This window comes from Streptomyces sp. NPDC040622, assembly GCF_055593965.1.
Map to the genome: position 1 here is coordinate 88281 of NZ_JBVIXD010000014.1, position 21173 is coordinate 109453.

20 protein-coding genes are annotated in these 21173 nt (G+C 70.5%); 8 read left to right on the top strand and 12 right to left on the bottom strand.

The genetic code is table 11. The features are described from left to right. The first annotated feature begins 61 nt into the window (after window positions 1–61). Together ACZ592_RS34300 and ACZ592_RS34305 are read left to right on the top strand one after the other, a co-directional pair. Entirely contained in the window at window positions 62–1228 is a 1167-nt protein-coding gene (locus ACZ592_RS34300; RefSeq protein ID WP_471585611.1) for a DUF1152 domain-containing protein, read from the top strand. Window positions 1229–1670: 442 nt separating this feature from the next. Beyond that, entirely contained in the window at window positions 1671–2096 is a 426-nt protein-coding gene (locus ACZ592_RS34305; RefSeq protein WP_471585612.1) for a pyridoxamine 5'-phosphate oxidase family protein, read from the top strand. Window positions 2097–2143: 47 nt separating this feature from the next. Here ACZ592_RS34305 and ACZ592_RS34310 read toward each other — a convergent pair whose 3' ends face one another. Continuing rightward, on the bottom strand, window positions 2144–2959 hold the full coding sequence (locus tag ACZ592_RS34310; RefSeq protein WP_471585613.1) for an SAM-dependent methyltransferase: 816 nt from the start codon (window positions 2957–2959) through the stop codon (window positions 2144–2146). A 254-nt stretch (window positions 2960–3213) separates the two neighbouring features. Then, window positions 3214–3564, bottom strand: coding sequence for a hypothetical protein (locus ACZ592_RS34315; protein WP_471585614.1), 351 nt, complete (start codon window positions 3562–3564; stop codon window positions 3214–3216). Window positions 3565–3955: 391 nt separating this feature from the next. Between ACZ592_RS34315 and ACZ592_RS34320 the strand changes: the two genes are divergently transcribed. Continuing rightward, window positions 3956–5239, top strand: coding sequence for a metal-dependent hydrolase family protein (locus ACZ592_RS34320; RefSeq protein WP_471585615.1), 1284 nt, complete (start codon window positions 3956–3958; stop codon window positions 5237–5239). 15 nt (window positions 5240–5254) lie between these two features. Here ACZ592_RS34320 and ACZ592_RS34325 read toward each other — a convergent pair whose 3' ends face one another. After that, entirely contained in the window at window positions 5255–5638 is a 384-nt protein-coding gene (locus ACZ592_RS34325; RefSeq protein ID WP_471585616.1) for a nuclear transport factor 2 family protein, read from the bottom strand. A 290-nt stretch (window positions 5639–5928) separates the two neighbouring features. Here ACZ592_RS34325 and ACZ592_RS34330 point away from each other — a divergent pair, with 290 nt between their 5' ends. Continuing rightward, the gene (locus ACZ592_RS34330) at window positions 5929–6213 is read left to right on the top strand and encodes a hypothetical protein (RefSeq protein ID WP_471585617.1); all 285 of its coding nucleotides are present in this window, start codon (window positions 5929–5931) and stop codon (window positions 6211–6213) included. 106 nt (window positions 6214–6319) lie between these two features. On the opposite strand, the gene ACZ592_RS34335 is transcribed toward ACZ592_RS34330, so the two are convergent. Continuing rightward, window positions 6320–6559, bottom strand: a complete 240-nt coding sequence (locus tag ACZ592_RS34335) for a hypothetical protein (RefSeq protein ID WP_471585618.1) — start codon at window positions 6557–6559, stop codon at window positions 6320–6322. 1069 nt (window positions 6560–7628) lie between these two features. Here ACZ592_RS34335 and ACZ592_RS34340 point away from each other — a divergent pair. Beyond that, the gene (locus ACZ592_RS34340) at window positions 7629–8057 is read left to right on the top strand and encodes a hypothetical protein (protein WP_471585619.1); all 429 of its coding nucleotides are present in this window, start codon (window positions 7629–7631) and stop codon (window positions 8055–8057) included. Window positions 8058–8492: 435 nt separating this feature from the next. On the opposite strand, the gene ACZ592_RS34345 is transcribed toward ACZ592_RS34340, so the two are convergent. Then, window positions 8493–9302 carry a squalene/phytoene synthase family protein gene (locus tag ACZ592_RS34345; RefSeq protein ID WP_471585620.1) on the bottom strand — a complete coding sequence of 270 codons (810 nt, stop codon included), beginning with the start codon at window positions 9300–9302 and terminating at the stop codon, window positions 8493–8495. Between the two features lie 318 nt (window positions 9303–9620). Here ACZ592_RS34345 and ACZ592_RS34350 point away from each other — a divergent pair, with 318 nt between their 5' ends. After that, window positions 9621–11033, top strand: coding sequence for an oxygenase MpaB family protein (locus ACZ592_RS34350; RefSeq protein ID WP_471585621.1), 1413 nt, complete (start codon window positions 9621–9623; stop codon window positions 11031–11033). A 168-nt stretch (window positions 11034–11201) separates the two neighbouring features. Here ACZ592_RS34350 and ACZ592_RS34355 read toward each other — a convergent pair whose 3' ends face one another. Genes ACZ592_RS34355 through ACZ592_RS34370 form a run of 4 tightly spaced genes read right to left on the bottom strand, consistent with a single transcriptional unit; the run spans window position 11202 to window position 14378 of the window. Beyond that, window positions 11202–11996 (bottom strand): glycosyltransferase family 2 protein, encoded by a 795-nt coding sequence (locus ACZ592_RS34355; RefSeq protein WP_471585622.1) that lies wholly within the window; start codon window positions 11994–11996, stop codon window positions 11202–11204. Beyond that, window positions 11993–12607: an SAM-dependent methyltransferase gene (locus tag ACZ592_RS34360; RefSeq protein WP_471585623.1), complete on the bottom strand. Its 615-nt coding sequence runs from the start codon at window positions 12605–12607 to the stop codon at window positions 11993–11995. Before ACZ592_RS34360 ends, ACZ592_RS34355 begins: the two co-directional genes overlap by 4 nt. Further along, window positions 12604–13380 carry a PIG-L deacetylase family protein gene (locus tag ACZ592_RS34365; RefSeq protein ID WP_471585624.1) on the bottom strand — a complete coding sequence of 259 codons (777 nt, stop codon included), beginning with the start codon at window positions 13378–13380 and terminating at the stop codon, window positions 12604–12606. The genes ACZ592_RS34360 and ACZ592_RS34365 overlap by 4 nt, the downstream gene beginning before the upstream one ends. Then, window positions 13377–14378, bottom strand: coding sequence for an acyl-CoA dehydrogenase family protein (locus ACZ592_RS34370; RefSeq protein ID WP_471585625.1), 1002 nt, complete (start codon window positions 14376–14378; stop codon window positions 13377–13379). The genes ACZ592_RS34365 and ACZ592_RS34370 overlap by 4 nt, the downstream gene beginning before the upstream one ends. A gap of 277 nt (window positions 14379–14655) precedes the next feature. Here ACZ592_RS34370 and ACZ592_RS34375 point away from each other — a divergent pair, with 277 nt between their 5' ends. Further along, complete coding sequence (locus ACZ592_RS34375; protein WP_471585626.1) at window positions 14656–15123, top strand: SRPBCC family protein; 468 nt, start codon at window positions 14656–14658, stop codon at window positions 15121–15123. A gap of 14 nt (window positions 15124–15137) precedes the next feature. Here ACZ592_RS34375 and ACZ592_RS34380 read toward each other — a convergent pair whose 3' ends face one another. Further along, window positions 15138–18536: a molybdopterin-dependent oxidoreductase gene (locus ACZ592_RS34380; protein ID WP_471585627.1), complete on the bottom strand. Its 3399-nt coding sequence runs from the start codon at window positions 18534–18536 to the stop codon at window positions 15138–15140. A 160-nt stretch (window positions 18537–18696) separates the two neighbouring features. After that, entirely contained in the window at window positions 18697–19404 is a 708-nt protein-coding gene (locus ACZ592_RS34385) for an SDR family NAD(P)-dependent oxidoreductase (protein ID WP_471585628.1), read from the bottom strand. Between the two features lie 101 nt (window positions 19405–19505). On the opposite strand from ACZ592_RS34385, the gene ACZ592_RS34390 reads away from it, so the two are divergent. Next, window positions 19506–20336 (top strand): helix-turn-helix transcriptional regulator, encoded by an 831-nt coding sequence (locus ACZ592_RS34390; RefSeq protein ID WP_471585629.1) that lies wholly within the window; start codon window positions 19506–19508, stop codon window positions 20334–20336. A gap of 357 nt (window positions 20337–20693) precedes the next feature. On the opposite strand, the gene ACZ592_RS34395 is transcribed toward ACZ592_RS34390, so the two are convergent. Further along, window positions 20694–21164: a DIP1984 family protein gene (locus ACZ592_RS34395; protein ID WP_471585630.1), complete on the bottom strand. Its 471-nt coding sequence runs from the start codon at window positions 21162–21164 to the stop codon at window positions 20694–20696. Window positions 21165–21173: the final 9 nt, after the last annotated feature.

Genomic DNA, 21173 nt, shown 5'->3' on the forward strand with positions numbered 1-21173 from the left:
GCCATGTCCAGATTTCGACTTTCCGCGGATCACGCCTTGTCGATGCGGTACGTCTGGGGCCATGACGCACCTCCTGATAGCGGCCGGCGGTGGCGGTGACGTCATCACCACCACCGCGGTCCACGGCGCCCTGCACGGTCCGGACGCCCCGGCCCTCGTCCTCACCTACGCCTGGGAGAGGCTGACCGTCGACCCGGTTCCGGGGCCGCGCCGGGCCTCGGACTTCACCGGCACCGATGCGGCCGGGCCGCGACTGCGCCTGCTCACCCCCGACTCGGCCCCCCTGCCGCCGGCCGGCTCGCTGCTGCCCCGCCTGGCGGCCGACCTGTCACCCAGGATCGGCGTGCTCGACCCCTACGACGGAGCGGTGGGACTCGCGGCACAGATCGCCGAAGCCGTCGCCTACTGCGGCGCCGCCCGCATCGACGTCGTCGACGTGGGCGGGGACATCCTCGCCGAAGGCACCGAACCCACCCTGCGCAGCCCCCTGGGGGACGCCCTGGTCCTCGCCGCCTGCGCGCGCGTCGGCATACCGGCCGTCGTCCACGTCGCCGGCCCCGGCCTGGACTGCGAGATCCCCGAAGCGGACGTGCTGCGCCGCCTGGACGGAGCCTCGCCGGGGCTCACCCTGACCACGGAACACACCCGTACCGTCGAGCACGTCTTCGACTGGCACCCCTCCGAGGCCAGCGCTCTGGTGACCGCCGCGGCCCACGGCGTACGCGGCGTGTGCGGAATCCGCGACACCGACCGACCGGTCACCCTGTCCGACACCGGCCCGCGTGTGTACCGCATGCCGCTCGCCCGCGCTCTCGCCCTCAACCCCCTGGCCCGCGCCCTGCACGACACCACCACGCTGGCCCGGGCCGAGACGGCGAGCACGAGGATCTGCGGCTTCTCGGAGATCGCCCGGGAACGCGAACGTGCCCGCACCGCCACGAGCCGCGGACCCCGGACGGAAACCCGGGCGCCGAGGGCGGCACACTCCCCGGCCGGCAGCACTCCCGCGGACCTACAGGCACTGACCGGCCGATTCGACACGTGGTCGGCGCGGACCGCCCGCGACGGCATCCAGTACGTGACCACGCGCCGCATCCGCGAAGAACTCGGCCTGACCGAGGCGGAGTTCGCCCGGCTGCGCGCCACGCACCCGGACAACCCCGCCGGCGGTCGCACCGGCCCGCTGTGGTCGCTGCGCGTGCCCGACCCCGCATCCGAGGCCCGCTGACGCCTTCGCTCAGTCGCGGATCGTGAGGGAGGCACGGCCGATGGCGCAGCGGAAGTCCGCGTACGCCGACATGAGATGAGGCGAGGGGGAGGGCCGTCCCGGAATGAGTGGCACCGAGGCACTGAGCCACCCAGCCTCAGCACTGTGAAGCCCTCACCTGTACGAGGCGCTGCGACGAGCGGCCTTGGAGTGCGGTCCCCGGAGGCGTCCACGAGGTCGGCGGACGGGGGGCGGCCCGGGCCGGGCGCAGGAGCCGTCACGCATCAGCACGGTATCCCGGGGTGTCCAGGCGCCACGCCCGACGGCGCCCCGATCGCATCCGAAGGAGTGAACAGGCTGGTCGGTGGAGACCTGATGGGCGTGTGGAATACCAGGGGCCGAGGGCGAGTTGGGGATCGTGTCCGACAGTGCAGACCACGAGAGACCGTCGAAGGAGATTCGCATGCCCCTCAGCGTCGAAGAGCGCGAACAGTTCCTGGCCGAACCGCACATCGGAGCGCTTGCCGTGGACGCGGGCGAGGGACGGGGCCCGCTCACGCTGCCGATCTGGTACCAGTACGCCCCGGGCGGCGAGCTGTGGGTGATGACCGGCCGCGACTCCAAGAAGGCGCGGCTCATCACCGCCGCGGGACGCTTCTCCCTGATGGTCGAGCGCCTGGAGCCGACCATCCGGTACGTGTCGGTGGAAGGTCCTGTCGTCCGGACGGAGGAGACGACGCCGGAGCACCTGCGGGAGATGGCGGCGCGCTACCTCCCGGCCGAGAAGGTCGAGCCGTACATGGAGTTCGCCTCCAAGGAGCACGGCGAGCAGGTCGCCTTCCACCTGCGGCCCGAGCGCTGGTACTCGTCGGACCTCGGCAGCGTCTGACCCCGTGGAACCACGGGCCGGACCGTCGGAGGCGTCACGTCAGGACGTCACGGCTTGCGGGCCAGACCGCCGTGCTCGCCGATGGGCTCCTGGGTGGGGGAGCCGGGGTCCGGGCGCCAGAAGGGAACCGACACGACGCCGGGCTCCAGGATCTCCAGCCCGTCGAAGAAGGCCGTGATCTCGTCGACGGGCCGCAGGAAGTACGGGACGGCGCCGGAGGCGTTGTACGCGTCCTGGGCCTCTTCGTAAGCGGAGTCGGTGCCCCGGGAGCCGTCGTTGACGGAGAGGTAGCTGCCGGAGGGCAACCCGTCCATCAGGCGGGCGACGATGGCGCGTGCCTGGTCGTAGTCGGCGATGTGCCCCAGGATGTTGCTGAGGATCAGCGCGGTGGGCCGGGTGAGGTCCAGCGTCCCGGCGGCGGCCGCGAGGATACGGTCGGGGTCGGTCAGGTTCGCGTCGACGTAGGCGGTCGCGCCCTCCGGGGTGGAGGTGAGCAGGGCGCGGGCGTGGGTGAGGACCATCGGGTCGTGGTCGACGTAGACGATCTTGGCTTCGGGGGCGAGCCGTTGGGCGACCTCGTGGGTGTTGTCCACCGTCGGCAGGCCGGTCCCGATGTCGAGGAACTGCCGGATCCCCGCATCGGTGACCAGGTGGGTGATGTTGCGCCGCAGGAACGCGCGGCTGCTGCGCGCGACGGTGACGATGCCGGGGAAGACGGCGCTGTACGCGTCGCCCGCGGCCTCGTCGACGGGGTAGTTGTCCTTCCCGCCCAGCCAGTAGTTCCAGATCCGGGCCGAGTGCGGAACCGTCGTGTCGATCTTCTGGTGCGCCGCCGGATCTGGCGTCGCGGCGTGGTCGGTCATGGGTTCCGTCCGTCTTTCCACCGTGGCGTGAAACTGTCCGCGGCCCAACCTATGGGGTAATCATTACGGTGCACACGCCAGTGCAGGGAATCCGGGGTCGCGGATCGGCGCCGGGCCCCTTGGCCGGCCCCGCGGACCTGCGCATGGCGAAAGGGCCCCGGCGTTGATCCACCAGGGCCTTCGCGGCCACGAACCGAAGTCCTCACAGCGCTCCGTGGAACTCCTCGGCAAGAGGTGGCTGGGCGGTCACGTGGTTACAGCTCGCACGCCGTGGGAATCCACCCCTTGATCCCCCGGTAGGAGATGTGTGACCACCGGTTGTCTTTGTCCCATGTGCAAAGATTGTGGTACGTCTGGCCGGACGACACATAGCAGTCCAGATGCTTGGCCTTCGCGCCCTTCGGGAACAGCCCGAGCGCGGTCGCGTTCAGCTTCTTGGACTTGCGGATCTTCACACTCTCCCGCGCCTTGAGCGTCATGCCCTTGCCTGGGCAGGACGCGCCGGCCACCTGCGTGGGAGAGGTGGCAACAGCCGATGCCGTACCGACGGCCAACGTTGCCCCCGTCATCGCCGCAACACACAGCAGCGAAGCCAACTTCTTCATCACATAACCCCGTTCGGTCGCAGATGGGCGCCCTGCGCCCCGCAGACCATGGTCGGACTCTGGTGGGACCAGCGTTGCAAGAGCGACCAACATTTCCCCAACGGGGACGTCGCGGCTCCGGTGGATCTGCCGGCCCGGACGAGGCCGGCCCCGGTACGAGCCGGTGCAGCCCCGCAGCCGGACCATTCCGAGGGCACTCGGCTGCACTTCACGCGCCCGGCGTACTCCGTACCGTGACGAACGCTTCCGTGCCTCCTGGTAGCTCACGCATCAAATGCGCCAGGACGTGAACCCGATTCATGCCCGCCGCACGCACAAGCACGTCGACGAGTACGTGGATGGTGATGCGCTGCCGGCTGATCTCGGAACCACGACTCGCCCAGGAGAATCCATGCCGCCGTTCGCTCCCGAAGAACCCCTGTTGCTGACGTCCGCTCGCCTGTGGGACGGCGTCAGTGACCACACCGTCTCGCCCGCGGCCCTGCGCGTGCAGGACGGACGGATCACCGCGGTGGGGCGCGAAGCCCGCGGTACCGGCGCCCGCACCGTCGACCTGGGCGACCGCACCCTTCTGCCGGGGCTGATCGACTGCCACGTTCATGTGAGTACGGCCGCACCGGGTGAGCGCGCCGACGGGGTGAGCAAGGCGCTTTCGGCACTGCGCCCCCTGCGGCAACTCCTCCAGGCCGGCTTCACCACCGTTCGGGACCTGGGGGCGCCGGCGGAAGATCCTGTGACCGTCCACTTGCGGCACGCCGTCGCCGCCGGGCTCGTCCCCGGCCCCCGGATGCTCGTCGCACCGCACCTGATCTCCTCCCGAAGCGGGCACGGCGACCAGTCGCCGTCTACCGCGACGCCGGGGCCACTGGAAGTCGGCGCCGTGGCCGACGGTCACGACGAACTCCGCAAACGGGTGAGGACCGATGCGCGGTACGGCGCCGACTGGATCAAGTTCGCCGCAACCGGCGGATTTTCCAGTCCAGGCGACCCACCGGAGCGCGCCGGCTACAGCCAGGCCGAGATGAAGGTACTGGTGTCCACCGCCCGTGACCTCGGCCTGTCCTGCGCCGCGCACGCCTTCACCGACGAAGGCATCGAGCGCGCACTGCTGGCAGGAGTCCGCTCCATCGAACACGCCTGTCTGGCGACCCCCGCGGGACTCGACGCCGTCACCCGCCACGGAGCTTTCCTCGTCCCCACCCTGTACATCCTGCAGAACGTCCTCACGCACCTGGACGACGACCTCTTCTGGACGGACCGTCACCCCGAGATGAGGGCGAAGCTGGAGAAGTTCGCTCCGACGCTCCGCGGCCACGGCCGACGCATCGTCGCCAGCCGCGCCCCGCTGGCCTTCGGAACGGATGCCGGGATGTTTCCCCACGACGAGAGCTGGCGAGAGATCCCCGCCCTCGTCCACGCGGGACTCTCCCCGGCCCAGGCGCTGCGTACCGCCACCCGCACGGCGGCCCAACTCCTGGACACCCCGGAGTTGGGCCGCCTCGCACCCGGACGCATCGCGGACGTCATCGCTGTTCCGTCCGACCCGCTCCACGATGCCGAGGCCATGGCCCACGTAGAGTTCGTGATGAAGGACGGCCACATCGAAGTCGGGGACGACGCGGCGGGCTTGCGGGCATCGCGCGGTGGCGGAGGCTCCTCCCACCGCGCGAGCTGACGCCCACTGGTTCGTTCAGACCGTGGGCACGCGGTCCAGGAACCCGTGAACGGTACGGATCCGGCCGTCGTCCGCCAGCGTGATGACGTCGAACCCGGCGACGGGCGCGGAACCGTCCGCGGGCGACACGAGCTCCCAGGCGAAGCGCACGATGTCGTGGTGCCCGTCGACCGTGCCGGTGCGGCGGAACTCGAAGCCGGGGAACTGCTCGTGGGCCCCGTTGATCACGGCGGCGACGCCCTCGTGCCCGCAGACGTCGGCCAGCGGATCCGTGTAGCTGCCGTCCTCGGTCCAGGCGGCGGCCACGGCCTTGTCGATGTCCTCGGCGCCCGCCACGTTCCAGGCCTCGAAGTAGCGGGCGACGGCGGTCTCGTACGCGAGGGTGTCGTGTGCGGTCATGGCGGGTCAGCCTCCTGTGAGGTGGTTCTCGACTTGCGGAGTGATGACTCAAGGCTGCCCGTCTGCCGCATGGCGGTCGATGACGTCCCGGGTAATGATCCGAGTGCCGTCCGTCGCAACCCCCTCTCTGGGATGCTGAAGGCCGGGTTCGGCAGGGGAGGGGGCAGACGGTGTATACGGAACCCATGGCGCGAGCCGTTGTGGAACCAGCAGTGCTCAAGCTGATACGGACATACCCGCGAGGCCGTCCGTTCTCCACGACGGTCACATTCGGCGGGGACGACTTCAGCATGCGCGCCCACGTGCGGGCGCAGTGGGCGGCACCCGGGCACGTGAAGATCGCGCTGGCCTGTTGGGTCGTCAACAAGGACACCGCGCGCTATCTCGGTGACAACCCGCCTCTCGGAGAGGAGATGCGCCTGTCACCAGAAGGCACGGCGGAGTGGGACGAGGAACTGACCCGTCGGGTGATCGGTCACCTCGGAGCTCGCATGAACGCTCTGGCCACCGCCCTGCCGACCACCGACGAACACCTGACCATCACCGTTCCCCTCGCCCTGACGCAGTCCGGTTGAAGGGTCGGCCACGGCCGGCAAGGCCACCGACGCCGGGGCACATCATCGGCGGCAGGGCCACATGGCTCCGTTCTCGCCCGGCCTCGAACGCGCGGGACTCCCAGGCTCAGTGGGAAGAAGGCGCAGGGTTCAGGCTCGACAGGCCGTCCAGCGGATCCGGCAGGCAGGCCGGTTCGTCCTCACCCGGTCCATGCGCGTTGACCGCGTCCTCGACCGCTTCGTGCTGACCTGCGGGGCAGCGGCCGTCCCTCACCGGAGCGGCTGCCTCGGCGGAAGCCGCACCCCCAGTGCCGACGACGGCCGCCACGGCCAGGGCAGCGGCACACACCGCGCTACGCATACGCATGTAACTCACCCCATGTGGGTCGATTGCACGGAGCCTCCAGGACATACCGGTTCCGCCGGCCAGTCCACATGAGCGTGCCAGCCGAGGGACCCGCTCGTCTGGGCGGGTACGGGCCGGTGTGGCGGACTGGCCGGGCCACGAGGACCAGGCCGGTGACGATCCCGGCGATGCCACCCATATGTGTGGCATGGCCTGCAGGGAGTCAATGCCATGCATGGTCCAGACTTTCCCTGGCCCGCTCACCGCCACCGTCACCCCGGGTGGAGCCTTGGGCAGCCTCGTTGGTCCCCTTCTGTATCGCCGACACCACCAGCGGGTCCATCACTGTGTGCAGGCCCTCGGCCACTCGTGCTCGATCACCGATCGACACTCCGACGGGCCGTCGCGGCCGACGCCCCTCGTTTCCACCATCGCCCTCAGGGACCCCGTGAAGACGCCCCAGTTCGTGGGGGTGACCGACCAATTCACGGACGGACCTGCATCGTGCGGGGGTCCTGGGTTCGTTGAGACAGAACACCCGGCAGGCGGCCACTCGACGGCAGTCTGAAACGCATGACCGTTCTCATCGAAGCCAGCCGTCATCTCATGCGATCCAGTCGCCTCGTTCGGCCCCAGGGCGAGCTCGGCGTGGTTGACGACGAGCTTCCGCTCGCACCTGTCGACATCGGTGCGGACCGCCCTTGCCGAGGTGAGCCTGTCGTTCGTGTTCCAGGATCAACTCGCGCCGGCGCTGGGAGAGCTCTACGACGTGCTCTCCCCGGCGCCTTCGGCGAGGATCACGGGGTCTTCTCGGGGTGGGGCCCAGTTCGTTGTTCGTTGAGTGCGGTGGGGGTGTCCAAGCCTTCGAGGGGTGCCACGTGTTGCCGGGCCTGGGCTGTGAGCGCGATCAGAGCCGCCACGAAGGCGAGCGAGGCCAGCACGAAGGAGCTCTGGAGGACGTAGGGGTCACTGTGCTCGGTGCGGCGCAGTATGAAGAAGGCGTGTAGTGCGGGGCTGCCGCGCCGAGGCCGTAGCGCCAGAGGGCCAGGTTGCTGTTCGTGGTCCCCAAGTGGCGCCGGGTAGCGGGGGCGTGGACGAAGATGTCGTTCAGGCGAGTGCGGACGGTCGTCTGGAAGGCGGGGTCGCGGTCGATGTCGCCGACGCGTGGCCGGTCGCGGACGGTCTGGTACCGGCCGATGGCGCGGAACGCGGCCGCGGTGACCGGGTGGGCCGGCTCAGGCGCAGTCTCCGCCAGCCTCATGCCGCGCCTGTCGAGCAGCTTGTCCTCACTCATCAGACGGACGGCCACCGAGGCCGCGCCTGCCGGACCATCCGAGTCTCCACCGACCGCCGCCACGGCCTGGTCGCCAGACCCAACACGATGTTCACGCTGGTCAGTGAGACCACACAGGTCATCAGCATCAACATGGGTACGACGATCGACGACACGATGTGCGGCCCGCAAGACCGGATTCCTGTCGGCTTACCAACCGGGCTGCACTCGGACTACGTTGAATGAGAAATCGACTGGATGCGGCGAGAACGGTCAGTTGAAAAGGGCTCACTGTCGCAGGACAGGAGACGCTGGTCGATGGTCGTGAGCGCCCTGTGCATGGCCATCCCCTGTTCCAGATGCGGTCGGGCCCGGACCGTGAAGATCACCAGGGAGCTGGTGGTGCGGGTGGTCGGTGGCAGGCCGCCGGAAAAGAGCGACGCCGCGCTCTGGCTGTCTTCCTGGATGGCTGGGGAGGTGGCTGGCCAAGAAGTAACGGCGTCGCGCTGTATGGGCGCGCGGGCTCCGGCGGCTTCTGTATGGGCGGGGAATGATTGGGGCGTCGGAGGTGGTGGCGGGGTACAGCGTCCAGTGTCCGGCCGTCGGGGCGGCACCGGCTATGGCCACCGGACCGTGCCTTCACGCATCTCCGGCCCCAGGGGCCGTGGGACGAATGCCGGACTACTGAGGCACAGTGTGCGCTGCGGCGATCGCGGTGATCGCTGCCCTGTCCACGGAGGCTCCTCCTTGCAGCGCCTCCAGTGTGGCGGCGCAGATGTCCAGGGTGGTCGCGCAAAAGCTGTGGACCGGGCCGGCGGGGATCGATTGGGTGTAGGTTTCCGCCCCGGGCAGATGCTGGCGTACATAGCGGCACATGTCGGCTGTCGTCCAGCCGCGGGGAAAGAAGTCGACACCGCGAGCGAGGTCGTCCTGGCGGTTCCAGGCGATGTTCGCAGCCTGCACGGCACGCCCGAAGGACACCGCGCCAACCTTGGAAGTGGTGATGCCGCAGTGCCAGGCCCACAGGTCGGACAGTGTGATGCCGATGGAACTCGCCACGGCGAACGTGTAGCGGTCCAGGTCTGATTCGTTGTCGACCCTGAATCCGGCCTGCACCCAGTCGGCCATGCGGTCCGCGAGGGCGGCCAGCGCGTCCCACAGGCGCGGCGCGATCTCGTACGGAGGCAGTTCGACGGCCCATTGATGAAAGCACGTGGTGATGGGGGGCAGCTGCGCCGCGTAGGGCTCGAACAGGCGTTCGACGTCAGCCCGGGTGAAGGACTCCTGCTGCATGAGGCGGCTCAGCCCGCGCAGCAGTTCGATCTTGGCTTCGGGCTTGAGTTCCGTATGGTCTTCGATTTCGTCGAGCGCGCGGTTGGCGAGGTAGTAGACGGCCACCACGTCCCGCAGTGCTCCATCAAGTCGCATGATGGGCAGAAAGAACGTTCTGCTTGTTTTTTCAAGGATTCCGAGAACTTCCGTGGTGAGCATTTCAAGCCTGTCTCGTAGTGTCGGCCTGCCGAATGTGAATGGCCGTCAAACTGCATCCAACCCGGTATCCACACGCGTCACTTGGTGATGCGTGGCGGCACATCCTAGCAGCGTGCACCGTAGGAAATAGAAAGGAACTGATCGGCTTGTGCGATTTCCTTTTAAGTCACACGTGGCCGATTCGCGGCGCTCTGCGTCCGGCGGTTAGGGAGGTGCCACCACATTCGAATTCTTCTAGGCGGAGAAACCGATATGTTTCGCCCCCGATGGCTTCGCTTCCTCAGCGGGCGCGATGGTGAACACAACTGGAGAAACCGAGTGAGTGAATGTCAACTTCCCGGCCCCGGCTCGCTGTGCTGGCGGCTCCTGGGCCAGACGAGAATGCTCCTCGTCACCGGCCGGGCCCTGGTCCTGGAGGCCGCACTGCCGGCGGGCGGGGCGGCGCTGGCCCGGCACTCGACCTACCGCACCCGACCGCTCCGGCGTCTGGAGCTCACTCTCGACAGCCTTCAGCGCCTCACCTACGGCGACGCTCAGACCCGCGAGCGGGAGGTCACCCGGATCCGGCGCGCACACCGGCACATCAACGGCACGGACGAGACGGGCCGCCCGTACGACGGCCTGGACGACGCCAGCCGCACCTGGATCATGCTCACCCTCTTCGATGCCATGGTGACGATGGAACGGCTCGGCGGCAGGCCACTCGCCCCGGCCGACGAGGCCCAGTTGTACGACGAGTGGCGAGTGGTGACGCTCGCCTTCGGCATCGACGAGAGCGCGGTCCCCAAGGACCTCGCCGCCTACCGCTCCTGCTTCGCCTCCATGGTGGCGGACGAGCTCGAGGACAACCCCGAGGTCCGCCACCTCCTCGGCGAGCTCTACGCTTCCGTCCAGCGCCCGCCCGCACTCGCCCGGTGCCCCAAGCCCGTCTGGAAGGCGGTCGCGAAAGCTGCGGCCGTCGTGATGGGCCGGGTACTGCGCGCCGACCTTCCGTCCCCGTACCGCAGGCGTCTGGGTCTGGAGGCCAGTCGAGGTGACCGTGCCCTGTCGTGGGTGCTGCACCGCACCGCCCGGCAGTTCATGTCGGTCCTGGCGCTGAAGCGGCGATACCTGCCGCTGGCAGCGGCTGCTCTTCAGGGAGGTGCCCTGGAGCCCCGTGCCGCACGGCGACCGCTTCCGGTGCGGCGCCACCGCGGTGGCGACTACTCGCGGCCGGTGCGGGTCGGCAAATTCTTCGACGACGTCCTCGATCAGACAGGGGACGGCTTCATCACCCGAGAGGACCTCCAGGCAATGGTGCGGACCGTGTGCTGGCACCAGGACCTCACCGACGAGGCGGAGCAGCGCCTTTACGACGCCTTCGACGCGTGGTGGCAACAGCTCTCCGTCATGGACAGTGACGGCGACGGCCGCGTCTCCAAGGATGAGTTCACCACCGGGACACTGTCGCGTCTGGACGAGACGCCGGACTATCTGCAGGACGGCCTTCTTCACGCCATGGGTGCGGTCTTCGACGTGGTCGATATCGACGGTAGCGGCCGGCTGGACATGGCCGAATACCGGAAACTCTTCGGTTCCAAACTTCACCCGGCCGACCTCAATCAGGGTTTCCAAGAGCTCGACACCGACGGCGACGGCCAGATCAGCCGGACGGAATTCCTCCACACTCTGGAGCTGTTCTTCACAGCCCAAGCGAACGCGACCACAGGAGCCCGTCTGTTCGGCCAGTGATCGTCACCAATGGAAGCCACTGGGGCGCCGGGCACGCACATGGTCGGCCGTCCCGCCGCGTCCGCCGGGTACGGCCTGCAAACCCTCCCCGCGGGGACTTCGCTGTGTGAGCGCGGCCTGGTCCAAGCGTCGATCTGGCGCCGGTGTGCCGGGCGCTGAGGAGGCCGCCTACTGCACAGGACCCTGCTGTTCGTCGCCCGCCAAGGCAGCCCTGCGGGGAGCGGAGGCATGGAAACGGACACCTGTACGGGCCTCTGTCGTACGGAAAGGCCCCAGAGCGGCGAGCAGATCGGCGAGGCCGGCGGGCGCACGTCCTCGCAGCCGTGCCGCGGTCCGGACAGGGTGCCGGTCGGTGCGGACGATGCGGCGGCCGTGTGCGGCCAGCCGGGATGCGAGGTCGCGGTCCTCGCCGGTGGGCAGTGCGGCGAAACCGCCGGCCTGGAGATAGGCCGCGGCCGAGAACCCCATGTTCGCCCCGTGGACGTGCGGGTGATCCCATCGGCCGCCGCCCGGGACGGCGGGCCGGGTGCGGAAGTAGTCGGCGTCATGCAGGGCGGCCAGTCCTCGCGGTGCCCTGGCGAGTCGAATGGTGCCCAGTACGACGTCGTACCCACGCAGCGCCCATGTGACCTGATGCGTGAGCCAGGCGGCGGGCACGGTCGTGTCGGCATCCGTCATCGCCAGCCAGACGGAGGGCCCGCTGCGCGCAAGGAGACGGAGCGCGTGGGCGGTTCCCGTGGCCCGGGCGGCTCCGACGTTGCGGCGTTCGAGGTGCACCACCTCCGCTCCGGCGCGCGCGGCGATGTCCGCGGTGGCGTCCGTGCAGGTGTCCACTGCCACCACCGTCACGACGGGGACGGGTGCGACGTGCGCCGCCGCTCGCCGCACGCTGCGCAGGCAGGCGCCGATGCGATGCTCCTCGTTGTGTGCAGGGATCACGACGGCCACCGCCGCGGGAATCACGCCAGACCCTCGGCCCGGGCGGGGGAGACGGGGGGAGCACCCTCGGGGCCGGCCTCGTGGACCGTGAGGGTGAAATCGGGATCGTCGTAGCGGGCGAGGCGGCTCAGGTGCGTGACGGTTTCGAGTTGCTCCGCGATCTCCCGCCCCGTGCAGGAGTGCTCGGCGACCGGATGGTTCCAGTGGACCGTGACCAGGTGACCGCCCGTGCTGAGGCTGTCGGCGCCACGACGCAGAAGCCGGGTGCGGGTGTCCGCGTCGAAGTAGTACAGCAGTTCGGAGAGGACGACCAGGTCGAACTGTTCCTCGGGCCACTGCTCGGGGACGGTCATCTGCCGCACCGTGACATGGTCCGTCGCGTGCGTGCGCCGGGTCGTCGTGCGCACGGCGGAGGCCATGCGGTCGGCCGCGAGCAGGCGGTCACAGCGCGCGGCCAGCATGCTGGTCAGCACGCCCACGGAGCAGCCTGGTTCGAAGGCGTGACGGTAGCGCGCACGTGGCAGTGACGCCACGGTCAGGTCGTACTTGCGGCGGTCGTACCAGCGGTCCGCCAGATGCCAGGGGTCGGAGCTGCCGGCGTACTGGTCCTCGAAGTAGGTGGTGGGCGTGTTCAACGGATCACCGTTTCGAACGTACGAGTGTGGTGGGCCATCTCCTCCGGCGGCAGCACAGGACCGGCCCCGGGACCGCGCGCCTCGAGCTGGCTGACGAACCGCGCAAGAGCCGCCTCCTTACGGTCCAGCGCATCAGGGGAGAGCGGCAGGACGCCGACACGCTGCCAGGGCACCCGAGGGTCCCGCGGGCGGGCCCAATGCCACATCCACACCGGGAACGTCCACAGGTCGGTCCTCGTGGTGCGACAGGCGCGCCGCGCCGCGCGCCCAGCAGCCTCGTGGTCGCTGTGCAGGTCGTCGTCCCACGGCGCCACGCACGTCCTCGCCCCTGCGTCGGCAAGGAGATCGGCGATGGCCCTGACCGCTTCGTCCTCGTGCCGGTCCAGCGCCGTGTCGGGCAGACCTGTGTGGACGGGCGGGGGGAGAGGACCCAGCTCGTGCAGGGCGGCGCGGAGTTCGCCGCGGCGCCTGGTCGCCAACACGGCACGCTCCGAAGGGGCGGTGTGTCCGTGGGAAGCCTCGCCGTCCGTCAGGCAGAGCGTGTGTACCACAACGCCTGAACTCGCCAGCGAGGCCATGGTCCCCCCGAAGCCCAGCACCTCGTCGTCGGGATGGGCCGCCACGACCACGACGGGCCCCAGGGGCGGCCGCAGACGCGGCAGACGGTCGGGCAGTTCCTCCCGTGACCAGTCCGCCTCCGACGTACCCTGTGCGTCGATGGCCGCGGCCGCGGCGGCCCGTTCGTGCACCGAGAGACTGCTGCGCGCGCTCACCGGGCCGCCTGCTCGGCGCTCTTGGCGATCGAGTGTCCCAGCTCGGCGAGGTTGGCCTCGGCATGGTGCTGACGGATGTAGACGGTCAGATCCGCCACGGCACGCGCATGGTGTTCGTCGTGACAGAGCGGGCCGGCGCCGGTGGCCCGCCCCACATGGCCGAGCACCTCGGTGCACACCTTCTCGACCAGCGCCCTGACCCGCAGACCTCGCACCCGAGCCTGCCCGCCCTCGTCGAGGGGGTCGGCGTCGATGTCCTCCGCTGCCCGGTGCAACACGCTGTCCGCGGTGCTGAGCAGCACGTCCACCGCTCCCAGATGCGCGGCAGCGTGTTCGCTGAGGTGTCCGGAGGCGGCGCGGTGGTACAGGGGAGCGGAGACCGCGTGCGCCCCGCCGAGCCAGCACGCCGCCACCCCCACGCCGCCGTGCAGGAAACCAGGTCGCTCCATGTAGGCCTCCGGGCCGCCGACGGCCCGCGACGGTACGTCGGTGAAGGACACGTCCAGACTGTCGCTCTCGGCCATGCCGACCGCCGTCCAGGTGCCCGGTACGGCCTCCACACCGGGAAGGTCCAGGGGCACGGCGAACAGCCGGTAGCCGTCGTCCGCCTCGGCGGTCACGAGGGCGTGCGTGCAGCTGCGCGCTCCGGAGCAGTAAGGCTTGACGCCGCTCAGCCTCCACTCCCTCCCGGCCCGGGTCGCGCGCACGACCGGATTCGGCGGGCGTGCCGCCCACACTCCCCAGCGCTCGCCCGGCTCGGGTCGGGAACCGTCGACTTCGTCGAGGATGGCCGCGGCATCCAGATGCCCCTCGGCCAGCCGCGCCAGCGACAGGTCGCGCCGGCCCAGAGCGTCCAGGACCGCGAATCTGCGGGCGGTCGACCGGCCGGGGAGAGGCACGTCGGCGGCCTCACGTTCGACGAAGTCGGCGAAGAGCTCAGACGCCGTTGGTCCCAGGGCCGAGGAGGCGCCAGGACGGGCAGCGGTGGATGCGGTCATCTCCAACTCCTTCGGCTGCGGCAGCCACACCAGCGCCTGTGTTTCCCCCGAGGGTCACCGCAAACCCCGCGTGCGCGGCATCTCAGCGTCCCCCGATCGGCGGGTTGGCGCATCTTCGCCGTCGCTCACCCGCCGGAACGGTCGTGAGCCGACGACTGCCCACCCCTTCGTCGAACGCTGTGGGGCGGTCGGCTTCAGCTTGGCTCCGGTGGCGAAGAGGCCGTCTCCCCATCCTGCGGTGACAGGTACCGAGATCCTGCGTGCAAGGGTGGTACGCATGACGACAGAACGATTTGATGTCACCCGGCAGATCGCCGCGTCCCCGGCGGCCATCTTCGAAGTGCTGCGATCCCCTCGGGGGCACGTCAGCATTGACAGCTCAGGGATGCTGCAGTCCGCCGACGGCGATCCCGTGAGCGCGGTGGGCGACGAGTTCACTGTCCACATGGACCGGGAAGCCCTCGGGGATCTCCCCATGGGGCGGTACGACGTCACCGTGATCATCACTCGCTACGAACACGACGTGCTTCTGGAATGGACGATCTCCGGGACCATCCAGCCGCCCATCCGTCACCTCTACGGATACCACCTCGAACCCCATGCCGCGGGCACCCTCGTCACCTCCTATTACGACTGGAGCGAGATCGACGACAAGTACCGCGAGGCAGGCATCTTCCCGGTCATCCCGGAGGCGGGACTGCGGGCCACGCTCGGAATCCTGGCTCGCACGGTCGAGACGGACTGACCGGGTCCCCGCGCTCAGGCGTCCAGGACGAGATCCGACGCCGGGATCGACCGGCAAGTGAGGGCGGTGTCCTCGGGCAAGTCGGCACCCGGGCTCACGAGGTGGGAGACCCGGCCCTCCAGGACCGTGCAGGCGCAGCTTTCGCACTGGCCGACGCGGCAGCCGCTGGGCATCGTGACGCCGGCCCGCTCGCCGAGTTCGAGGAGGGTGCCGGTGGGCGCCGTCCAGGTCAGTTCGCGGCCCGAGCGGGCGAACCGGACGGTGAAACGAGCGTCGTCGGGCACGTCGACCGTGCGCGGCGCGGCACCGAACCGCTCGGCGAAGATCTCGAAGTGCGGCACCCCGAGAGAGCGCAGGCCCTCGGTGAGCGAGACCAGCATCGGCCCGGGGCCGCAGAGGTAGAAGCGGGCCCGGCGCGCGATGAGGCCCGCATCGAGGTCCCTGGCGGTGATGAAGCCGCGGCGATCGCAGGCGTCGCCGAGGATGTCCGTGGGGGAGGGGGCCGCGTAGTGGGTCACGACGCGCAGCGTGGGGAGCCGTCGCTCCAGTTCGCGCAGGCGCCGGCGGAAGGGGTGATCGGCGGAGTTCGCGACGCCGTGGTGCAGCACGACCTCGGGGACGGTTCCTCCTACGGCTGCGAGCGTCTCCAAGTAGCCCAGGAACGGGGTGATCCCGATGCCGCCCGCGAGCAGGACCACCGGGTGGTCGGTGTCGGTGGGAATGCTGAACACGCCGCCCGGAGAGGTGAGTTCGAGACGGTCGCCCACGTGCAGGCGGTCATGGACGTACGTGGAGAACGCGCCGCCCGGCTGACGGCGTACGGCGATGTCGTACGTGCCGCGCGCCGGGTCGGTGGCCGGACCGGTGAGGGAGTACGCGCGCACCGTGTCCGCGAGGTCGCCGACGCCCGTGCGTACGGTGACGTGCTGGCCGGGCCGGTGGTCGGGGAGCGGCCCCGCGTCCACGGGCTTCAGGCGCAGGGTGCGCACCCCCGGGCCCTCCTCGCCGACGGCCGTCAGCGTGAACGTACGCGTGCCGTTCCAGGTGCCGTCCGCCGGCGCGGCACGCACCTCGCAGGCCAGGGAGCGCAGCGGCGCCGAGCCGCTGAGCGGGTCGGTCCTGGCGTGGTCGACCAGACGGTTGTAGTTGCTGCCGGCCGGGCCGAGGGGGTCGGCACCGGGCAGGGCGAGATCGGGGGCGTCCTGCCACCAGCCGTACTCGCCGACGACGACAGCGGGGTGCAGGGAGCCGTCGAAGCGGGCACGCAGCCGGATCGCTCCGAGAGGGGTGGCGAGCTCCACCCACTGGCCCTCGTCGATCCCGCGGGCGGCGGCCGTACGAGGGTGGAGGTCGAGGCACGGTTCGGTCGCGCGGCGACGCAGCGAGGAGACGCCGCGCTGCTGACTGTGGATGAAGTAGCCGTGCTTGGCGCAGGTCAGGACGAGCGGGTAGGACGCGTCGGGCGCCGCCGGCTCCTGGTGTTCCGGTACGGCGGGGTAGCCGTGGTCCAGCAGCCGCTGGGAGTACAACTCCACGCGCCGGGTGGGGGTGTTGAAGCCCGTGACGGCTCCGTCGATACCGCCACCACCGTCGGTGGCGGCAGTGGCGTAACCGCGTTCCGGCACGGGTCGCGGAACCCGCACGCCACCCGGTGCGGCCCGCAACTGCTCCGTGGTGAGGCCCAGCGGCGCCAGCTGCCAGTTCCAGGCCTCCTCGATGTCACCGTCGAAGAACTCCGCGCCCATGCCGAGCCGGGCGGCGAGGGCGAAGACGACTTCGGTGTCGGAGCGGGTGCCGGGCAACGGTTCGACGATCCGCTGCCGCAACTGAACCTGCTCCTGGGCCTGTTGGCCTGTCTCGAACCCGAAGCGCAGCGCCTCGTGTTCGTAGGCGCTGTTCACGGGCAGCACGATGTCGGCGCTCGCGCAGGTCGGGTTCATGAACAGGTCCAGGTGTACCTGGAAGTCAAGGGCCCGCAACGCGCGAGCGGTCCGGTCCGAACCGGGCTGCGCGACCACGAGGTTGGAGCCGAACCCGACCAGCGCCCGTACCCGGTAGGGCTCGTGCTCCTCGATGGCCCGGCACAGGTCACCGGCGTTGATGTAACCGGCGGCGGGCGGCCCGAGCGGGTGCTTGTCCAGGCCGAGGGCCTTGGCCCGCTGCCCCGGGGCGAGGTCGACGGGCGCCGAGGCCCGACGGTAGGGCGGTGCGGGCGCGACCCGGTTGCCGCCCTCGGTGTCGAAGCAGCCGGTGAGGGCGTACAAGGTCGCGAGTGCCCGCTCGGTCTGGGCGGCGTTGGCGCTCTGCCCCACGCCGGTCCAGCCGTAGTACGTCACGGACCGGGCCGAACCGATCTCGTCCGCCAGCGACCGGATCTCCTGAGCGGGGATCCAGGTGGTGTCCGCGACCCGCTGGAGGGGCCACCGCGCGCAGGCCTCGGCGTACTTCTCGAACGCGGGGACGCACCGCACGCTGGATCCGTCGCGCAGCCGGACCGGGCGGACCCCGCGCAGCGCGAACCGCTCCGGGGCGACGGCGGCACGCCTGGTGTCGTACGCCTCGTGCGCGCCGGTCCGCTCGTCCCGCACGACGAAGCCTTCGCCGCCCTCGGTGAGGTCCCCGGCGCGCAGGAAGCGGCCGTCATCCAGCCGGACCAGCAACGGGCCGTTGGTCCAGGAGCGCACGAACCGCTCGTCGTAGGCGTGGTTCTCGATGAGGAGGTGGGCGATGCCCAGGGCGAGCGCCGCGTCCGTGCCCGGACGCACCCGCAGCCAGTGGTCGGCGTGCAGGGCGCTGGTGGAGCGGCGCGGGTCGACGACGGCGAGCCGGGTGCCACGGGCCTGGGCGGCGGCGAGTGCGGTGGACTGGGCGAGCCACGTCTTGGCCGGGTTGAAGCCCCACAGCACCGCGAGGCCGGCGTGCGCGTAGTCCGGCGGCGGCAGCGGGCAGCCGAACGTGAAGGCGTGCGCGAAGTCCTTGTGCCAGTTGCAGATCTCGGCGCTGTAGACGGTGTTGGGGCTGCCGAAGCCGCGCACGAATCGTTCGATCCACTCGGTCGCGTCGGAGATCATCGTGCCGCTGGGCGTGGCCACGCCGAAGGCCACCGACTCCGGCCCGCTCTCGTCGGCGATCGCCCGCAGCCGCTCCGCGATCTCGTCGAGCGCCTCGTCCCAGGAGATCGGCTCCCACCCCGGGTCGTCGTCGCCCTTTGGCCTGGTGCGCCGCAGTGGCGTCGTCAGCCGTCGGCTGCTGTGCGCGATCTCGGCCGCGGAGCGTCCCTTGGGGCACATCGCCGCGCCCGTGGGATGGTCCGGATCGGGCCGGACGCCGGTGATCCTGCCGTCCTCCACCGTGAAGACAGCACCGCAGCGTGACTTGCACAGCGTGCAGAAACCCCGCTTTTCCTGGCTCACCACGTGCCTCCGGAGGACGGACGGCCGGCCTCGGCGCCGGCTGCTGGGACATCTGCTCCCATTGCACGTCCGCGGCACCGTCGCACGGAGCGCCGATGGTCCCGTTCTCCGGGCCGTACGGCTCTGGGGAGCGGGACCTAGGGCGGCGGCGTCGCCCGTATCACCAGGGGAGCGGGCCCTCGGCGTCGAAGAAGCCGCCCGTGGGGCCATCGGGACCTGTCTGCGCCATGCGGACGATGATCTCGGCGCCCTGCTCGACGGTCTGCAGACCGGTGTTGCCGTTCAGGTCGGTCTTGGTGAAGCCGGGCTCGACGGCATTGATCCGTAGGCGCGGGAAGGCCTTCGCGTACTGCACGGTGACCATGTTGACCGCGGCCTTCGACGCCGGGTAGGCGACGCCCGGATACGCGGACGCCGGGTGGCCATCGGCGGTGGCGTGGGCCAGGGAGGCCAGGCCGCTGCTGACGTTCACCACGACGGGGGCGACGGAGCGCTCCAGCAGCGGCAGGAAGGCGTGCAGCACGCGCACGGTGCCGAAGACGTTCGTCTCGAACGTCTCCCGCATGCTGTCGGCGGTCACGTGCTCGGCGTCGATCACGGTGTTGCCGGGGCCCCTCCCCTCGATGCCGGCGTTGTTGATGAGGACGTCGAGCCCGCCGCCGGCCTCGACGGTGCGCGCCGCGGCCTCGACGGACGTGTCGTCGGTGGTGTCGAGCAGCACGAGCCGTGCTCCGAGCCGCTCGGCCGCGAGGCGCCCGCGGGCGGCGTCACGGCTGCCGATGAGGACGGTGTGGCCGACGGCGATCAGACGGCGGGCGGTCTCGTGCCCGAGCCCCTTGTTCGCTCCGGTGATCAGTGTCGTTGTCATGCCTCCACGGTGCGTCCCGGGGGCCGGCCCAGCCAGGAGTCCCCGCTTCCTGGGACTCGCGGTACCAGGAAGAACGGGGCCGGACGGTGCAGAGTGGGGGCATGGCGCAGACGGAGTTCGGACGGGCGGTACGGCGCTGGCGCGACCGGGCCTCCCCGGCGGCTGCCGGGCTGCCCGAGGGCGGTCAGCGGCGCGCGGCGGGCCTGCGGCGCGAGGAGCTGGCGCTGCTGGCCGGGATCTCGGTCGATTACGTCACCCGGCTCGAGCAGGGCCGGGCGGCCAACCCGTCGGAACAGGTCGTCGAGGCCCTCGGCCGTGCGCTGCGGCTGTCCTCGGCCGAGCGCGAGCACCTGTTCCACCTCGCCGGTCTTGTGCCGCCGGGACGGGGCACCGTCCCCGCGTACATCACTCCGAGTGTGCACCGGATGCTGGACCGGCTGGCCGGTACGCCCGTCGCGGTGTTTGACGCGTCGTGGACGTTGCTGCTGGCCAACCCGCTGCACACGGCGCTGATGGGCGAGCGGCGCGGCCGGGACCGCCACGGCGCGTGGCGTGCCTTCCTCGGGGGGACGGACCGCGTCCGCCACACACCGCGGTCCCGGCACGCCATGGAGACCGCGGTGGTCGGCGATCTGCGCGCGGCGGCGAACCGGTATCCGGCGGACCGCCGGCTGCGCGAGCTGATCGCGGAACTGCGCGCGCACAGCGACCGCTTCGACGAGCTGTGGAACGCCGGGGCCGTGGGTCACCACGAAGCGTCCCGCAAGACCGTCGACCACCCGCGGGCCGGTCCCGTGACGCTGGACTGCGACGTGCTCAGCGTCGCGGGGAGCGACCTGCGCATCATGATCTACACGGCCGAGCCCGGCAGCCGGGACGCCGAACGCCTCGAACTCCTCGCGGTCCTCGGCACGCAGACGCCGACCGGGTAGGCACGGGCGCGCGGCCACCGGGCCTCGCCTCCACGGCGGGCTCACTGGGGCGTGGCGCCCGGGTGACCTCGACCGTGTGCGCCCGCCTCAAAAGTGCGATGGGGGACCCCGAACCCGCCCTCACTGCCCGGATCTGCACGCGGTGATGTGCCGTGCAAGGTGCACTGTCACCTGTACGCGGTGCTGAGCTGCACTGTTGATGGGGAATCGAACCCCTGCGTTGCTCTTCACGCGCCAGGAGTGGGCCGGAAACCGCGGCCCTCGGTGTGTGCACGCCTCCGGAACAGCTACCTGCTCCCATCGCTCTCCTGTGCCGCGAGGGCCGACCGACTCGGACGGTCGGCACGGCCCGTACGGCTAGTCCAGCAGATCGACCTCCCAGTTCGCGCGCTGGATCCGCACGTCGATCTCGCGGAGGTCCCGTGCGACCGCGTCCGCCTGGCTCCGCAGTTCGGCGACCGGCAGGGCGGAGAGCATCATCAGCTCGGACCGGAGCTGCCGACCGTAGCCGCGCTCGTCGGTGCCCGCCGCCGCGTCCGCCGCCGCGGTGACCACCGAGTGGCGCAGCCGCAGCACGTCCCGGCGCGCGAGCGCGTCGGTGAGGGTGCCCACCTCACCCAGGTCGACGGCCGCGTTGGTCCGGTTGATCCGCCGGATCAGTGACTCGAGGGCGTTCAGGACCTCATCGGCATCGGACAACAGCTGAGCCGCGTCCTCGGGGGGCGTCTCGCCCTCCTGGTACCGCGCGCTGCCGACGACCCGCGCCCGCAGCTGCTCCACGCGCCGAGTCGCCTCCGCGCGCTCTGCCAGTGCCTCGGCCAGTTTCACTGAATTCCC

What these genes read in the sequence shown, in the direction of transcription:
- ACZ592_RS34300 (WP_471585611.1), top strand. Translation starts at nt 62, where the DNA reads ATGACGCACCTCCTGATAGCGGCCGGCGGTGGCGGTGACGTCATCACC.
- ACZ592_RS34315 (WP_471585614.1), bottom strand. Translation starts at nt 3,564, where the DNA reads ATGAAGAAGTTGGCTTCGCTGCTGTGTGTTGCGGCGATGACGGGGGCA.
- ACZ592_RS34325 (WP_471585616.1), bottom strand. Translation starts at nt 5,638, where the DNA reads ATGACCGCACACGACACCCTCGCGTACGAGACCGCCGTCGCCCGCTAC.
- ACZ592_RS34335 (WP_471585618.1), bottom strand. Translation starts at nt 6,559, where the DNA reads ATGCGTATGCGTAGCGCGGTGTGTGCCGCTGCCCTGGCCGTGGCGGCC.
- ACZ592_RS34390 (WP_471585629.1), top strand. Translation starts at nt 19,506, where the DNA reads ATGGCGCAGACGGAGTTCGGACGGGCGGTACGGCGCTGGCGCGACCGG.
- ACZ592_RS34375 (WP_471585626.1), top strand. Translation starts at nt 14,656, where the DNA reads ATGACGACAGAACGATTTGATGTCACCCGGCAGATCGCCGCGTCCCCG.
- ACZ592_RS34370 (WP_471585625.1), bottom strand. Translation starts at nt 14,378, where the DNA reads ATGACCGCATCCACCGCTGCCCGTCCTGGCGCCTCCTCGGCCCTGGGA.
- ACZ592_RS34305 (WP_471585612.1), top strand. Translation starts at nt 1,671, where the DNA reads ATGCCCCTCAGCGTCGAAGAGCGCGAACAGTTCCTGGCCGAACCGCAC.
- ACZ592_RS34385 (WP_471585628.1), bottom strand. Translation starts at nt 19,404, where the DNA reads ATGACAACGACACTGATCACCGGAGCGAACAAGGGGCTCGGGCACGAG.
- ACZ592_RS34320 (WP_471585615.1), top strand. Translation starts at nt 3,956, where the DNA reads ATGCCGCCGTTCGCTCCCGAAGAACCCCTGTTGCTGACGTCCGCTCGC.
- ACZ592_RS34345 (WP_471585620.1), bottom strand. Translation starts at nt 9,302, where the DNA reads ATGCTCACCACGGAAGTTCTCGGAATCCTTGAAAAAACAAGCAGAACG.
- ACZ592_RS34330 (WP_471585617.1), top strand. Translation starts at nt 5,929, where the DNA reads ATGCGCGCCCACGTGCGGGCGCAGTGGGCGGCACCCGGGCACGTGAAG.
- ACZ592_RS34310 (WP_471585613.1), bottom strand. Translation starts at nt 2,959, where the DNA reads ATGACCGACCACGCCGCGACGCCAGATCCGGCGGCGCACCAGAAGATC.